Source organism: Pseudoalteromonas sp. 20-92 (genome assembly GCF_030847595.1).
GTDB lineage: Bacteria > Pseudomonadota > Gammaproteobacteria > Enterobacterales > Alteromonadaceae > Pseudoalteromonas > Pseudoalteromonas fuliginea.
On sequence record NZ_JANJGQ010000005.1, the window covers coordinates 151113 to 166058 of the forward strand.

The 14946-nt window shown below is 38.8% G+C and carries 10 protein-coding genes; 8 read left to right on the forward strand and 2 right to left on the reverse strand.

The genetic code is table 11. The annotated features are described in order from the left end of the window. The first annotated feature begins 772 nt into the window (after positions 1-772). From NRL14_RS07235 to NRL14_RS07245, 3 genes are all read left to right on the forward strand, one after another. The gene (locus NRL14_RS07235) at positions 773-3796 is read left to right on the forward strand and encodes a hypothetical protein (protein ID WP_149606350.1); all 3024 of its coding nucleotides are present in this window, start codon (positions 773-775) and stop codon (positions 3794-3796) included. Positions 3797-3860: 64 nt separating this feature from the next. After that, the gene (locus tag NRL14_RS07240) at positions 3861-4952 is read left to right on the forward strand and encodes a hypothetical protein (RefSeq protein ID WP_149606349.1); all 1092 of its coding nucleotides are present in this window, start codon (positions 3861-3863) and stop codon (positions 4950-4952) included. 9 nt (positions 4953-4961) lie between these two features. Further along, positions 4962-6842 (forward strand): hypothetical protein, encoded by a 1881-nt coding sequence (locus NRL14_RS07245; protein WP_149606348.1) that lies wholly within the window; start codon positions 4962-4964, stop codon positions 6840-6842. Between the two features lie 67 nt (positions 6843-6909). Here the strand turns inward: NRL14_RS07245 and glp are convergent, their stop codons facing one another. Then, positions 6910-8127 (reverse strand): gephyrin-like molybdotransferase Glp, encoded by a 1218-nt coding sequence (gene glp / locus NRL14_RS07250; RefSeq protein ID WP_149606347.1) that lies wholly within the window; start codon positions 8125-8127, stop codon positions 6910-6912. Positions 8128-8172: 45 nt separating this feature from the next. Here glp and modA point away from each other — a divergent pair, with 45 nt between their 5' ends. From modA to NRL14_RS07265, 3 genes are read left to right on the forward strand one after another with little or no spacing between them, the layout of a single operon-like run. Beyond that, positions 8173-8925: a molybdate ABC transporter substrate-binding protein gene (gene modA, locus NRL14_RS07255; protein WP_188085526.1), complete on the forward strand. Its 753-nt coding sequence runs from the start codon at positions 8173-8175 to the stop codon at positions 8923-8925. Beyond that, positions 8912-9589, forward strand: coding sequence for a molybdate ABC transporter permease subunit (gene modB, locus NRL14_RS07260; protein ID WP_007375247.1), 678 nt, complete (start codon positions 8912-8914; stop codon positions 9587-9589). Before modA ends, modB begins: the two co-directional genes overlap by 14 nt. A 1-nt stretch (position 9590) precedes the next feature. After that, positions 9591-10619, forward strand: coding sequence for an ATP-binding cassette domain-containing protein (locus NRL14_RS07265; RefSeq protein WP_149606346.1), 1029 nt, complete (start codon positions 9591-9593; stop codon positions 10617-10619). Between the two features lie 45 nt (positions 10620-10664). Here the strand turns inward: NRL14_RS07265 and NRL14_RS07270 are convergent, their stop codons facing one another. Then, the gene (locus NRL14_RS07270) at positions 10665-11423 is read right to left on the reverse strand and encodes a molybdopterin-synthase adenylyltransferase MoeB (RefSeq protein WP_149606345.1); all 759 of its coding nucleotides are present in this window, start codon (positions 11421-11423) and stop codon (positions 10665-10667) included. Positions 11424-11712: 289 nt separating this feature from the next. Here NRL14_RS07270 and NRL14_RS07275 point away from each other — a divergent pair, with 289 nt between their 5' ends. Beyond that, complete coding sequence (locus tag NRL14_RS07275) at positions 11713-13182, forward strand: NarK family nitrate/nitrite MFS transporter (RefSeq protein ID WP_149606344.1); 1470 nt, start codon at positions 11713-11715, stop codon at positions 13180-13182. Positions 13183-13195: 13 nt separating this feature from the next. Then, positions 13196-14938, forward strand: a complete 1743-nt coding sequence (locus NRL14_RS07280; RefSeq protein ID WP_149606343.1) for a bifunctional protein-serine/threonine kinase/phosphatase — start codon at positions 13196-13198, stop codon at positions 14936-14938. Positions 14939-14946 lie beyond the last annotated feature (8 nt).

A 14946-nucleotide genomic window follows, 5' to 3' on the forward strand; every position in this document is an offset into this window, starting at 1 on the left:
ATATCTGGGTCTATTTATCTTCGAGGTTGAATTTGCAGCTGTATGTTTGGTTTTTAGGCAAGGCAACGCCTATGGTGTTATTTACTATAAATAGGCGATAACGCAGCATAGATGTCAAACATGCATTGCCCTTGGGTTCGTGTTGGGGACTATTTGCTCGGTTATTACTTAACCTGAACTCTGGTTAAGAGACTTACTAACATATTGAATCATGATGATATTAAACTTATTTTCTCTAGCCAGCTATTTTCAACGCAGTTAGCGAGCCCACTAGATTACAAACCTCGCATCGCGATTAAATTGCCTTAGGTAATAAAAAGAAAAACCAAATATATGGCTCAATGCTTAGCGATTGAAAAAATTTGAATGTTGTCATAGTCATATTTTTTTAGTTAATTTTCATTCCAGTTCAGTAAAAAAACCGCTTTTTTCTTCGATTCATCGCATTTACTTGAAGAATAATATTAACAAACTAAATTAAATGTAATATTCAATTCACAAAATGGATATACTATATTTTAGCGTCCTGAGTTTTTATGATTTTTAATTAGATTACTGAGGGTCATAAAGAAATAGTATGTAGATAAAATCAAAATACATTTAATAAAATGTATAAATATGTAGCAAAAATATATGGCTTAATGGTATTTTTAGAATTCTAGTAACAAAGGTTAGTATTGCGTGTTCGTTTATTATTTTTGTAAACTTGAACAATGCAAATTGTGACTAAACTAATTTCTGATACTCATTTCAAGCTATCAAGGAGAAATAAATGTCGAAGCGTATGATCAAATTTACACCAATTGCAGCATCAGTTGCACTTACATTGGGCTTAACAGCTTGTGGTTCTGATAACGATAGGAATGTATACGTACCTCCTGTTGAATCTTTTAGCTCATCAGATGATGCTCAATTTAATGTTGAAGTAACTGGTAAAGCTGTTAAAGGCGCAATGATGAACGCGGTAGTAAGCGTTTCTACATTAGATGCAACTGGTCAAAGTGTACCTGTTGCATTTAGATTAGAAGCCTCTTCTGAAGCTGAATCTTTCTCTGGAGAAGGTTTATCGCAAGATGCAGCCGATGCTGATTTAGAAGCAAACAAAATTGCAGGTAACCCTGATGATGTTCTAACAAATGAAAGCGGACGCTACAGCATTTTCTTAGAAGATAACTTTACTGGACCAGTTTACATCACAGTTAAAACGTCAGAAGAAGGCGATGAGAGCTTTTTAAGATGTGATGCTTACTTAGGTTGTGGTTCTTACGCAACAGCCCCAGAAGTTGATGATGTAAATGATGGCGATACTGCAATTGAATTTGGTGAATGGTACAAAACTGATCTAGAACTGTCAGTAATCAAATTTGTCCCAGCAATTACAGCTGATACGTCAGGTGCAAGTGGAGCTCAAGGCGATCCAGGTGTATCTCGTTCTTTAACAGCTAATGCAACATTGTTTACGACTATCGGTTCTCAGTTAATTATTACAGCTGGAGGAGAGGTTGGTCCTCCTACTATTGCTGAAGTAAGTTTACGCAGTTTTTTCCAATTAATGGGACCTGATAGCACACTTCAAATACCAGAGTTACTTGCTGACCCTTCAATTGGTGGTGCAGTTGATTTAAGTGATGTAGACGGTGAAGAAGAGTTAAGCGAAGGTATTTTAGCAATTTCTCAAATAGCGTCATCTATTCAAGGTTTAGACTCTATTAGCGATGTGCTAAGTAAATTAAAAACAGGCATTAAAGATGGTAAGTTAAGCGGTAGTGATGATGCTGAAATTGCAGCGTTAGCGGCTAAACTTCAACAAGCAGTAACAAACACATCTAACATTTTTTTAGCCATTGCTACTGGTGATGATGATGCTATTGAAGCTGCAATTATAAATGCATTCAATGTTGTTAATCCAAATGCAACAGATGCTGAAAAAGATGCATTTATTTTACAAGCGGCTGGCATTGCTGCTAAAGCAAAAGCAGCAAAAAATAAAGCTATTAAAAATGGCGCAGCAACTGACGCTAGTTTAGCGCTTATTGCTAAAAAAGTTAAAAAAGCATTAGAAAAGTTAGGTTGTACAGATAACTGTGAAGCTGATGACAATTTTTATGCTCAATTAGCTGTTTCTGTTACAGCAGAGGTTACAGCATCAGAAGCTGAACTTGTTACTTTACAAGCTTTAGTCGTGACAGCTGAGACTAACTTAGCAGATGCTCAATCTCTAGGTGGAGAAACGGTTACTGATGCAGCAAGTGCTGTCGCATTTGCAAGTGCAGTAGCTACACTTGTTAATGAAGCTGAAACTGCCGATTTAGCAAATAAAGTAAATAAATTATTTATTAAGTCTCAAGGTCTTGTTTCAGCAGCAACATTACTTGTTGACCAAAATAATACATACCAACAAATTCTTGATAATGCAGAAGATCTACTATCTGATGCAAATACAGAAGTTGACAAAGTAAGTGCGTTTGACGCAGCGCTTGCTGAATTAGTTATTGCTGTTGATGCGGCTGTTACAGAGTTTGATGTTGAAGTAACGGCGGCTAAAGCTATTGCTATTGATGCAGCAGATGTTGCAGATGCGAAGCAAACCCTATCAATGACAGCAGAAGCTGCTTCTACTTCAGCGCTTGCTGATGCACAAAACGCGACGATCGATACCGCTGTTAATGCAGCGGCTGCTTTAGAGCTTGCAACAGCAGCAGTCTCTGCCGCATCTGAATTTGCTACAACTGTAGATGCATTGGAAATTGCTATAGCGCAAGCTAAAGCAGCTGCACAAGCATATTTAGATGTTGCTGTAACAGATGAAGATAAAGACGCAGCACAAACATTAGTTGATGATGCTGATGCAATGGTTAAAGTTGCTACTGATAAAGCTGAATTAGCAGCAGAGCAGTTTACAGCTGCGTTAGCGCTTCAAGTTGCTGCAGAAGAAGCGCTTCCTAAACTAACTGTACTAGCTTCTGTTAAAGCTACGTCAGAGTCATTAGCGACTATGACAGTGCTAACGAGTACTGGTGGTGATGCTATTATTGATGCTGCTGAAATTGTAGCTGATGTAATCGATGAAGTTTCTGGTATGGGTGATTCTGCATCGGGTACATCTACACGTTTCCCTAACTGGGCTTACAATTACAGCTTAGATGATCTTACACTTATGCTTAGCAATGCTACTACAGGTGAAATGATTAACGCAGCGGCTTCTTATGAAGGTGATAAGCTAGTTGTTGCTTGGGGTGCTACGCTGGTAGGCGAAAATGATGCATCTATTAAGCTTGTAACTGCTGATACGCAAGTAGCAGCATTGACAGATTGTGTTGAATTTGCAGCAGGTACAATTGATGCTACTCAAATCGATTCATGTTTAGTATTTACTTTTGATGGCGCGGTGACGGCTGATAATGTAGATGATGCAGAAATCATAATGACTGAAACGACTAACCATATTGAAATTATGGATGGCGATTCTGGCTTTAACGGCGTGTTAAGCATTACAGCTGATGAAGAAACAGATTCAAGTTCTATTTCATTAGAAGGTGTATCTGGTGATGTAGACTTTAAAGTAATGAGCTCTGACAGTACCTTAGATATTACTGTGAATGATGCTATGGGTTACACATTGTCTATTACTGATGGCGAAAGTGCGGATTACATAGGTAGCGTTATGGCTATGTACAATGAGGCTATGATGTCTTTTGGTACAGTAACCGAGATTACTAATGGTATTTCAATAACCTATATCGATGGTGACGTGGTTGATTACACTGATGTTGATTTAATTGATTCATCTAAGTAATATTTAAACTATAAAAGGGAAAAGCCTAGCGCTTTTCCCTTTTTTTATAGAAAGCGATTAAATTATGAAAAAAAAAATTCTCTTGTTAGGATTTTCAACAGCTCTTATTTCTCCATTTGTTTCCGCAGATAACCAATTTCAAGTATTTACACATTTTGACGCAGAAATTTACACCGAAGCACAGCCAGTACAAGCTTTTGTCGATGATTTCGATGCACCACTAAAATCGGGAGACAGTGCATTTACTTACAATATATTTGAAGTCGGTGTGGGTTTCGGGAATTTTAAGGTTGGTTTACAAAGTCGCTATGATTACGTGCTTAATTTTGATCCAGATACGGCCAAATACACTCACACTGAAAAAAATAATTTAGAGTTTGAGGATCGTTTTTATACATATAATTTAGATGCAAAACAAGCGACTTCAAATGGTGTTTTTGTATCTTACGATTTTAAGTTTTTAGATAAAAATTCATTAACAATTACACCTAAATTATCCGTTTTTTCGAGTACGCATTTTCAAGATGCTACTGTAAATGGCGAAATTTATAGCGATGAAGTTGAAGGTGCTGTAACTGTTGATTACAATTTTTCAAAAGATATTTTATTTAAAAAATTCACACCAGACCAGAAACCTGAAGGCCTAGGCTATAGCCTAGATATTTTTGCTGATTGGCAAGTAAATGATGAACTACAACTTGGTTTTAGTGTAAAAGATTTACTCTATAAAACAGATTACGACGATAGTGGCTTTGTTAAAGGCCAAACTACAGAAGTTCCATTTAGTGAAAATGACAACGGCGACATTACTACCCAGCCAACAGTATCATTAAAAACGTCTGCATTTGGAAATACCGAATCGCATGATTTTGAGATGGAAATGCGACTACAAGCATTTGCCGATTACAGAATAAACGAGCGTTTTTCAACCCAACTAACTTTAAAACGTTACGATAAAGACACGTTTAGCCAATTAAAAGGCCGCATTCACTTTTGGGATCATTGGAAAGTACAAGCAGGCTACGAAACAAAAAGTGAAGCGTTTTTGGTTGGTATAGAAAGTGAATATTTTGGTCTTAATTTACAAACAGATAGCTTAGATTTAGATAAAGCCTATTATGCGAATGTGAATTGGTACGTGAACATTAAGTTTTAAGGAATGAAGATGTTAAAACAAATTATACCTTTAGGGGTCGCTATTGCATTGGTAGGTTGTGGTTCTTCATCAGACAGTGACAGTTCAGAATCTGTTGCAGTGAGTGAAGTTTCAACATCTTCTTCTGTAAATTTTTATGTATCTAATTGGCAATCACCACAGGGAACGCTTAATGTTTTAGATAGTGATGGGGTGGTGAAAGAATCAATTGAAGTCGAAAACATCAATACTGCGAGTATAAATGTAACTCCACTTACTTTTAATAGCTTTGAGTTTATACCTAGTGATACAACGCTACCTTGCCCACGCTTTACCGGTTGCGGCAGAACAGTTCGTGGTGATGCAAATGACTTAAACGCGAACCGTTTAATCGACTATCAAGAATTAACAGCCGTTACTCTTAATTACAAAGCAGCTGCTTTTAGTGCTCCTGGTGTAAATACGGTTTATTTATCGCCATTGAGTAAAGCAATTACTGACGAAGGTTTTGGTGCAGCACAGGCTAGTTTATCAGCCACGCCTTTTTATCATTTAACGCACAGTAATTTAAATGCAAGTGTTGAAGCAGAAATGGTTACTAACGCATTTACTTACGCGGCAATTTTAGGTGGTGTTGCTGATAGTACGTTTAGCGTTGTAAGTGCTTTTAATGCATTTACTAACTTGGAGACTGACCAGCAAGCGTGGCAAGATTACAGCGATTTAGCAGTGCAGTATGTTACAGATAACTTATTTAGCGACCAAGGTAATGCTTTGCTGAAAAATGTCGCTGGTCAAGTTAAGCAAACCATTGCGAGCGTAACTACATTCACAAATTGGCAGGCTCGTTCAGCAGAAGTACAAAGCTTAGATTCAAGAGAGTTACTTGTTGATACGCGAAATATAATAGGTGTTGCAAGACTTCAAGAAAAAGCTTACTCAGATGAATTAGACGCAAAATTTACTGAGCTTGAAGGTGCATTTGATGAAGACACACAAAGAACTCTTAGTGCGCTTACTAATGCTTTAAATGAAGTTATTACAAACTATTCTCCACTTGCAGAAGGCTCTACGCCAGCAGGACAATATAAGCTTCGTGATTTGGATATCATTTATAGCCAATCACCTTATACATGGGCTATTACTGGCACATATGATGATTTACCTATAGCAATTGATTTATCAATCCCAACATTTAGGGTAAGTGGTGTACTGGGAGATAAAATTGAAGGTGTAATGAGTGCAACTGTCACAAATGGCGCTACGGTATTAAGTGTTGATGTGAGTGAGCTGGTGATTCAATTTGATGGTATAGATGCTCAAAGTGAATTAAACCCAGAAGCTGATACAGGTATAGCGCAGATCACGACCAATGTAATTATCAATAAAGCAGCGGGTAAACTAGAAGGTGACTTATCATTAAACTTAAATCGTTTTGTTAATTCACTAGGTGAGGAGTCAACTACGTTATCTACCTTTGATTTTAATGGTAATTACGTAAGCGGCATTCAAAACACTGCATTTCATATCACAGCAGTAGAGGCTTCGCCTTTTATTGGCGAAGACAATGATGATTTAGCCTTTACTTTTGAGTTAGATTTTCCATTAAGTGGAGCAAGCGACTTTAAATTTGCATACGTAGGTGATGTTGAAAATTTATCTGAACTTACTTCTACAGATATATTTGTTAGTGTAAAAAATAGCGCGCTAGATTTACGTATTCGTGATGTTAGTGGCAATATTAACCTCATTGCGAAAGGCGAAAATGGCCGTTGGTTAGATGTAAAACAAAAGGGCCGTAATTACAGTGGCGGTTTATATTTTGGTGATACTAAAATAGCTGACGTTACTGCCGTTCGTGGCATCCCCGGGGTTTTATTTTCAAATGGCGATTTTGAATCGTTGTTCTAATTAATTGACTTAAATATTAGACATAAAAGCCCAACATTAGTTGGTTTTTTATGTCTATATTAAGTATTTATAACAACTCAATACTTACCGTTGCACCTTTTTCGATATTGCCGCTTTGTGCTGGCACTACAATTAAGCAGTTAGCTTTACTAAGCGACGAAAGCACACCCGAGCCCTGTTTATTAAACGGGGCAACCACCAAGTCACCTTGCTCGTTAGTTGTTGCAGTACCGCGCTGAAAGTCAGCTCTGCCAGGGCGCTTTTTAATAACGGATGTAGTAACAGCGTTAAAGCGCATTTTAGGGTTTACTTCACCAAGACCCGACAGCTTTTGCAGTGCAGGCTCTACTAACTGATTAAAGGTGACAGCAGCCGACACAGGGTTACCTGGCAAGCCAAAAAAGTAACTGTTAGCTAGTTTACCAAAGGCAAAAGGTTTGCCTGGTTTCATGGCTATTTTCCAAAAGTGAATATTGCCAATTTCGTTGAGCACTTCTTTCGTAAAGTCGGCTTCACCAACCGATACACCACCTGAGCTTATTACGGCATCGGCAAGTTCGTTCGCTTTCAAAAATGCATTAGTGATGAGTTCTTTGTCATCAGGAATAATTCCTAAATCTATCACGTCGATATTTTTTTGTTGCAGCGCACTAATAATAACAGCGCGGTTGCTCTCAAAAATAGCGCCTTGCTCAAGAGGCTGACCAGGTTCAATTAGCTCATCGCCTGTAGAAAGCACGGCTATTTTTAAGTTTCTTACTACGTCTATATTGGCAATTCCTAAAGATGCAAGTAACCCCACATCAACGGCTTTTAGTTTATCGCCTGCTTTTAAAATAACATCGTCGATTGCTATATCTTCGCCAGCAAAACGCACGTTTTCATTTAGCTCTGGTTGCGCAGTAAACGTAATTTTATCGCCATCAACCGAGGCGTTTTCTTGCATTACAACGCCGTTAGCGCCGAGTGCAATGGCGGCGCCGGTCATTATTCTTACGCATTGCCCTGGGGTAAGCGTTTCTTCAAAAACTTGACCCGCAAACACGCTACCTACTTGTGTATAGGTTAAGCTTTTATCTGAAATACATAGCGCATAGCCATCCATTGCGGAGTTGTTATGTGCTGGTACGTTTATAGTTGATTTAACATCGCTTGCTAAAACGCGATCAACGCTTTGCATTATTGATATGGTTTCAACGTCTTTAACTGGCGCTATTGTGCCAAGTATATTGTGTATTGCAGTTTCAATTGGTAATAAACCGGGTGCATTGCAAACATCGTTCATATATATTGCTTACTTAAATCATTTTATTTTGAAACAATACTTATAATGTCAAAGCTTTACAATACATGGTTGGGTTATTTTTTGTGTGTAGCATGCATGCTTTCGTGCAGCGTAAACGCAAAAGAAACGCTGCAAGTAGCCGTAGCGAGTAATTTTAAAACTGTATTGCAAACCCTACTAAAAAAATCCCCATTACCTAATGTTGACGTGAAAATATCAGCAGCTTCTAGCGGTGTTTTATATTCGCAAATAGTGCATGGCGCGCCATTTGATGTGTTTTTATCAGCTGACGATTTTCGCCCGCAATCGCTTATTAAAGAAGGCTATGCCGAGCAAAGCAGCTTAATCACTTACGCGTTAGGCGAACTTGCTTTGTGGCAACCCAAAACTGAAAAAGTAAATGATAAAGTAGCCATTGCTAATCCGCGTTTTTCACCATACGGGCGTGCCTCAGAGCATTACGCGAATAACCATTTTAAAAAACCAATAAATTATGTGTACGGGAATAACATTACACATGCGTTTCAGTTTGTGCAAAGTGGTAATGTAGGAGTAGGGCTGGTGGCTGTTTCATCACTAAGGGCGGCTTACAGTAACACGCAAGATCAAAAATATTTAGATTATACCGTGCTGCCTACCAATCAATATCCCGATATAATTCAACAAGGCGTTATTATTAGCTCGACTAAAAAGCATGCTAGCGCTAAGCAACTTATGCAATTTTTAATGGCAGAAGCTACGCAGCAGCAGTTAATTGAATTAGGTTACAGAATAAAGGATAACAATGCTTCAAAGTGATTTAACCGCGCTGTGGTTAACTATAAAACTTGCCTTTATAACCGCAGTACTCCTTCTTATTTTTTGTATTCCACTGGCATACAAGCTCGCTGGCTATAACGGTAAATTTAAACCATTTTTAGAGGCATTAATTGCAATGCCTTTAGTGCTACCGCCTACATTATTAGGGTTTTACTTACTTGTTTTATTTTCGCCTGATCACGCTTTTGGGCAGTTTTGGTTTTGGCTAACGGGTACACAGCTTGCGTTTAGTTTTCAGGGAGTGGTTATTGGCTCGCTTTTTTATTCACTGCCTTTTGTAATGCAGCCGCTTGTGGCTGGGTTTAAGCATATTAATCAAACCTATAACGAAGCTGCCATTGCGCTTGGGTTGAGCCCATTTAAACGCTTTGTGCATTTAATTATTCCGCTTTTAAAACCCAGTATTGGTAGCGCGTTTGCTTTGGGCTTTGCGCACACATTGGGTGAATTTGGTTTGGTATTAATGATTGGCGGTAATATTCAGGGGCAAACACAGGTGGTGTCTATTGCGCTTTATGACCATGTTGAATCGTTAAATTATACGGCGGCGCATCAGCTTTCACTTATTTTACTGGCTATTTCGTTTGCCTGTTTAGTGCTGTTATTTAAGTTTAATAAAAGCATTGTAGGGGTTAAGCAATAACATGATTAAGTTAAGCCTTTTTAAAGCACTCAATAATTTTGATTTAGATATAAACCTTGAGCTTGAGTCGTTTAATGTACTCGGTGTTCACGGGCCTTCTGGCTCGGGTAAGTCAACATTACTGCGTTGTATTAGTGGTTTAGAGCCTGCAAAAAGCGTTTATGTAAACAATCAGCCAGTGCATGAGTTGCCAAGCGATAAACGCGGTATTACGCTTCAGTTGCAATCGTGCCCGTTGTTTCCTCATTTAGATGTGGCAGGTAATTTAGCGTTTACACAAAAACACTGCGGGAATAAACAAACTAGCTTAACGCTAGAATACGTTGTTAAAACACTTGAATTACAAGATTTACTAAATCGTGACGTACAAAGCTTATCGGGTGGCGAACGCCAACGTGTAGTATTTGCGCGCACTTTGCTTGCCGGTCAAAAATTTATAATGCTTGATGAGCCTTTTAGTGCGCTTGATTGGTCGTTGCGTTTTAAAACACTCACAAAACTAAATGAGTTAGCCGTTAAGTTTAATATAAAATTTATAATAGTAAGTCACTCATTAAAAGAGCTGCTATTTTGCTGCGATACCCTTATCCAGCTTAATAAAGGTAAGGTGATAAACCAAGGTGCAAGTGCGCACGTTGCAAAAGCTATTTACGCAAACGACAGGCAAACACCGCTGAGCTTAATTAATTACGATGTGGTTAAATTTGATGAAGACTACGGGCTATATCAACTGCAATTAAAGCAAAGTGAGCAGCCACTTTTTGTACTTCCTGAACTTGTAGACAGCAGTAATAAGCTAATTATAGAAAGTGAGCAAATGTCGTTTAGTGCGTTAAGGCCTGAACAAACAACGCATAGCAATGTTTTAAAGTCGGTATTAACTCAGGCTGAGCTTATTAATAATAAGTGGCAGCTAACGCTTAATGTAGATGAGCAAACCTTGTTTGGCTTGGTTTCAAGACGAGTGTGGGACAAAAACGACTTTAAAGTGGGCGATGTGCTTTATACAACAATCCATAATTTAGAGTAACGCTTTAACGGGTTAAATCATCCATTACAAGGTTTGGTGCAGATACTAAATGCTGCACACCGCACATTGGCTGTTTTTAGCTATTTTAAAACGATTAAACTCCATGCTTAAACCATCTACCAGCAATAAATGTTCGCTTAAGCCGCTGGGTAAACCAGCAAGCATTTTTAGCGCTTCAGTAGCCTGAATACTGCCTATTAGCCCCACAATAGGAGAGAGCACACCGGATTCTGAGCAGCTTTGTGTTTGTTCACTAAAAAATTGTGATAGACAACCATAACAGTGGCTGTTTCCATCCATAGTAAAACACGCGACTTGTCCTTCCATACGTATTGCAGAGCCTGACACTAGCGGAACTTTAGCTTTAAAACAGGCGCTATTAAGTGCATTGCGCGTTGCTAGGTTATCTGAGCAATCAATCACTATATCAATGTTATTAAAGAGCTGTTCTGTAGAGGTATTTACATCAAAAAATGCCTCAATGGTTTTTATATCTATTTCACTATTAAGTGCGCTGAGCTGTTTTTTAGCAGCACTGCATTTTGAGCTACCAATATCACTTTCTTTATACAGTATTTGCCTTTGCAGGTTGGTCACGTCTATTTCATCGTTATCAACTAAGGTAAGCGTGCCAATGCCAGATGCCGCTAAGTATTGACCTACCGCACATCCAAGCCCACCCACACCAATAATTAAAGCATGCGATTGCCATAGTCGTTCTTGTCCGTCTATATCAAGCTGCGGGAGCATAATGTGCCGAGAATAGCGCAGTTGCTGCTGGTAAGTTAGCGGTGTTTTTTGCATTTTCAAACTTCTCATACTTTTTTTTGAACAATACCAATTTGTTAAATCCTAGAGCAAGTAGTAACGCTTTTTATTTGCACTGTAACAGCCCATATCCCCTCACTCATATAGTGCAACTATAACGCATTGAAATAATAAATACATATAACCAACTGAAATATATGGTTTTTAATTAGTGGCTCAGTAATTGCTGTATTGGGTTAACTAAAATTTAACAAGATTAGGGCTGCTACTCATATAAAAGAGTGGGGCATTTATAAAACAATAATACGTTTACGAGGAAATAAACATGCAACCGAGTTCTGGATTTAACTTAATATCCTTTAAAGGAAAAATGAAAGTATTGCATCTGAGTTGGATGGTCTTTTTTGTGTCATTTTTTGTATGGTTTAACCATGCTCCTTTATTAGGTGCAATTGCGGGCTCGCTTGGAATCACCATGGCGCAAGTTAAAACATTACTAATTTTAAATGTAGCGTTAACTATTCCAGCGCGTGTTGTGGTGGGTATGCTGACCGATAAATTTGGCCCTCGGATTGTTTATGCGGCGCTACTTATTAGCTGTAGTATTCCTTGTTTTATGTTTGCTATGGCAACCACATTTGAACAAGCCGCAATAGCGCGTTTTGCTTTAGGCTTTATTGGTGCTGGTTTTGTTGTGGGCATTCGTATGGTGAGTGAGTGGTTTCCTGCTAACGAGTTGGGTATAGCAGAAGGTATTTATGGCGGTTGGGGTAACTTTGGTTCAGCAGCTGCGGCTATGTTACTGCCAATTATTGCACTTATGTTTGGTGGCGAAGATGGTTGGCGTTATGCAGTAGGTTTAACCGGTGTATTAAGCGTTATATTTGGTATTATTTGGTACTTAAATGTAACCGATACACCAAAAGGCGGTACATACTTTAAACCTAAAAAAGTAGGCGCTATGGAAGTTACCAGTAAAGGCGACTTTGTATTACTGCTTATTATGAAAATCCCTATGTACGGCGCATTAGCATTACTTACTTGGAAGCTTTCACCAACTGGTGCTAACCTAATTTCGGCTAATTTTGTACTTGCCGTGTATGCTTTTTTAGTTCTGCTTTATATTTACGAAGTGTATAAAACCTTTGACGTAAATGGTCATATTTTTAAAGAGCCTGTACCCGAGTCGCATCGTTATGAATTTAAGCAAGTAGCTGTTTTAAATATTTTATATTTTACAACCTTTGGTTCTGAGCTTGCGGTTGTTTCTATGTTACCGCTGTTTTTTATGGATGTGTTTGCGCTTGATATGGTGTACGCGGGTATTTTAGCCTCTGCTTATGCATTTATGAACTTAGCATCTCGCCCGGGTGGCGGTTGGATTTCAGATAAATTAGGTCGTCGTATTACCCTTATTGTACTTACAATGGGTCTTGCTGTTGGTTATTTTGTAATGGGCTTGGTTGATGCATCTTGGCCTTTGTGGCTTGCAGTTGTTGCGGCTATGGCATGTTCGTTCTTTGTGCAAGCAGGTGAAGGCGCTGTATTTGCCGCAGTACCGCTAATTAAGCGTCGTTTAACTGGGCAAATTGCAGGTATGACAGGTGCTTACGGTAATGTAGGTGCAGTAGTGTACTTAACGGCATTGTCACTTGTTGATTATCAAACTTTCTTTTTCATTATTGCGGGTAGTGCATTACTTGGCCTAGCTGCACTGTTTTTTATGACCGAGCCAGACGGGCATATTACCGAGGTAAATGAAGACGGCACCGTTGAACTTATTTCAGTGACTTAAGGCATTATTGACTATGTTTGATGAAACACTCCACGCTAAAGCGCTAAAAAATGAACTCAACGTTTCATTTGGCGGACACAGCGCAAAAGGCTTAAAAGCAGAAAACCAAGATGCGTTTGCAGCTCTTAATACCAAAGCGCAAGAAAAAGAGTCTAAAGGCGTTATTGCCTGCTTAGCCGATGGGTGTTCATCAGCAAAAAATGCTAAACAAGCGTCTCAACTTTCGGTTACTCATTTTATAAATGAGTATTTAAATACCCCCGAAAGTTGGGCGGTTAAAAAGTCAGTGTCGAAGGTGTTAGCAAGTTTAAATCAGTGGCTTTATTCGCAATCGGTTAATTATAATCACCTTGGTCAGCGCCAAGCCGATTGGATGACCACTTTTACAGCACTTATTTTAAAGTCGGCAACGGGTTATATATTTCACTTAGGTGATACGCGTATTACCCGCTTGCGAGAAAATAAAATAGAGGCAATTACACGGGATCACAAAGTAAACGATACGCTAACGCGTGCGCTTGGCGCACAACTTCATCAAGAAATAGATGTATACGAAGTTGACCTAAAAGCAGACGATATTTATATATTAACCTGCGATGGCGTACACGATGTGCTTCCAAGTAGTGATATAGCTAAATTAATTAACGAGCACACTGATTTAGAAAATGCAGCTAAAGCAATTACCGAACTTGCATTAGCGCGAGGCAGTGACGACAACGTAAGTTGTTTGCTTGTAAAAGTAGAAAATATTGCCGAGCAAAAGTTAGATGAGCTTTATCATTCGCTAACACGACGAAAAATTCCACCTGCGCTTAATGTTGGGCAAAAAATTGATGACTACACGGTTATTCGTAAATTACATGCCAGTAGTCGCTCGCACATTTATTTAGTGCAACAAGCGCCCGATATACCGCCAGTGGTTTTAAAAGCACCTTCGGTTAATTTTGAAGACGATGTGCACTACCTTCAAGGCTTTATAAGAGAAGGCTGGGTAGGGCAACGCATAAACCACCTTAACGTGATGAAAGTACTGAGTACGCAATCGCAAAGTCGTTTTTTGTATCATATTTGTGAGTACATGGACGGGCAAACACTCAGTGATTGGAAGCACGACGTGCCGCACCCAGAAATAACCCAAGTACGCAATATTATTGAACAAATAGTACATGCACTAAGGGCGTTTCAGCGACTCGATATGGTACATCGTGATTTAAAACTCGATAACGTAATGATAGATGCGCACGGCAAAGTAACGCTAATAGATTACGGCACAGTAAGTGTTGCGGCTATGGACGAGTCGGTTAAACAAATTGCGGATGATTGCCCGCAAGGCACTGCCGACTACACTGCACCCGAAACACTCATTACTATGCACGCCGATTTTAAAAGTGATTTGTTTTCACTTGGCGTTATTGCATACGAGTTATTGTGCTCAAAATTGCCTTACAAACCACTGCCACTTAACCACGTAGCGCCAAAAGATTACAGCCATTGGCATTACACAAGTATTCGTAAATACAGAGCCGATATTCCGTTTTGGTTAGATCAAGCCCTTATGAAAGCGCTTGCCCCTAAACCAGAGCTCAGATACCAAGCCTTTTCTGAGTTTATAAACGATATCAACAAACCTAATCCTTATTTAGAAAGTACCGCTAATAAAAGTTCAATAATGAAACGCGATCCAGTTATGGTGTGGAAATGTATTTCGCTGTGTTTATTTATTGCTTTGGTATGTGTATTAATAATTAAAACTTAGAGAACCAA

What these genes read in the sequence shown, in the direction of transcription:
- NRL14_RS07275 (WP_149606344.1), top strand. Translation starts at nt 11,713, where the DNA reads ATGCAACCGAGTTCTGGATTTAACTTAATATCCTTTAAAGGAAAAATG.
- NRL14_RS07235 (WP_149606350.1), top strand. Translation starts at nt 773, where the DNA reads ATGTCGAAGCGTATGATCAAATTTACACCAATTGCAGCATCAGTTGCA.
- modB (WP_007375247.1), top strand. Translation starts at nt 8,912, where the DNA reads ATGCTTCAAAGTGATTTAACCGCGCTGTGGTTAACTATAAAACTTGCC.
- NRL14_RS07280 (WP_149606343.1), top strand. Translation starts at nt 13,196, where the DNA reads ATGTTTGATGAAACACTCCACGCTAAAGCGCTAAAAAATGAACTCAAC.
- NRL14_RS07270 (WP_149606345.1), bottom strand. Translation starts at nt 11,423, where the DNA reads ATGCAAAAAACACCGCTAACTTACCAGCAGCAACTGCGCTATTCTCGG.
- glp (WP_149606347.1), bottom strand. Translation starts at nt 8,127, where the DNA reads ATGAACGATGTTTGCAATGCACCCGGTTTATTACCAATTGAAACTGCA.
- modA (WP_188085526.1), top strand. Translation starts at nt 8,173, where the DNA reads ATGTCAAAGCTTTACAATACATGGTTGGGTTATTTTTTGTGTGTAGCA.
- NRL14_RS07240 (WP_149606349.1), top strand. Translation starts at nt 3,861, where the DNA reads ATGAAAAAAAAAATTCTCTTGTTAGGATTTTCAACAGCTCTTATTTCT.
- NRL14_RS07245 (WP_149606348.1), top strand. Translation starts at nt 4,962, where the DNA reads ATGTTAAAACAAATTATACCTTTAGGGGTCGCTATTGCATTGGTAGGT.
- NRL14_RS07265 (WP_149606346.1), top strand. Translation starts at nt 9,591, where the DNA reads ATGATTAAGTTAAGCCTTTTTAAAGCACTCAATAATTTTGATTTAGAT.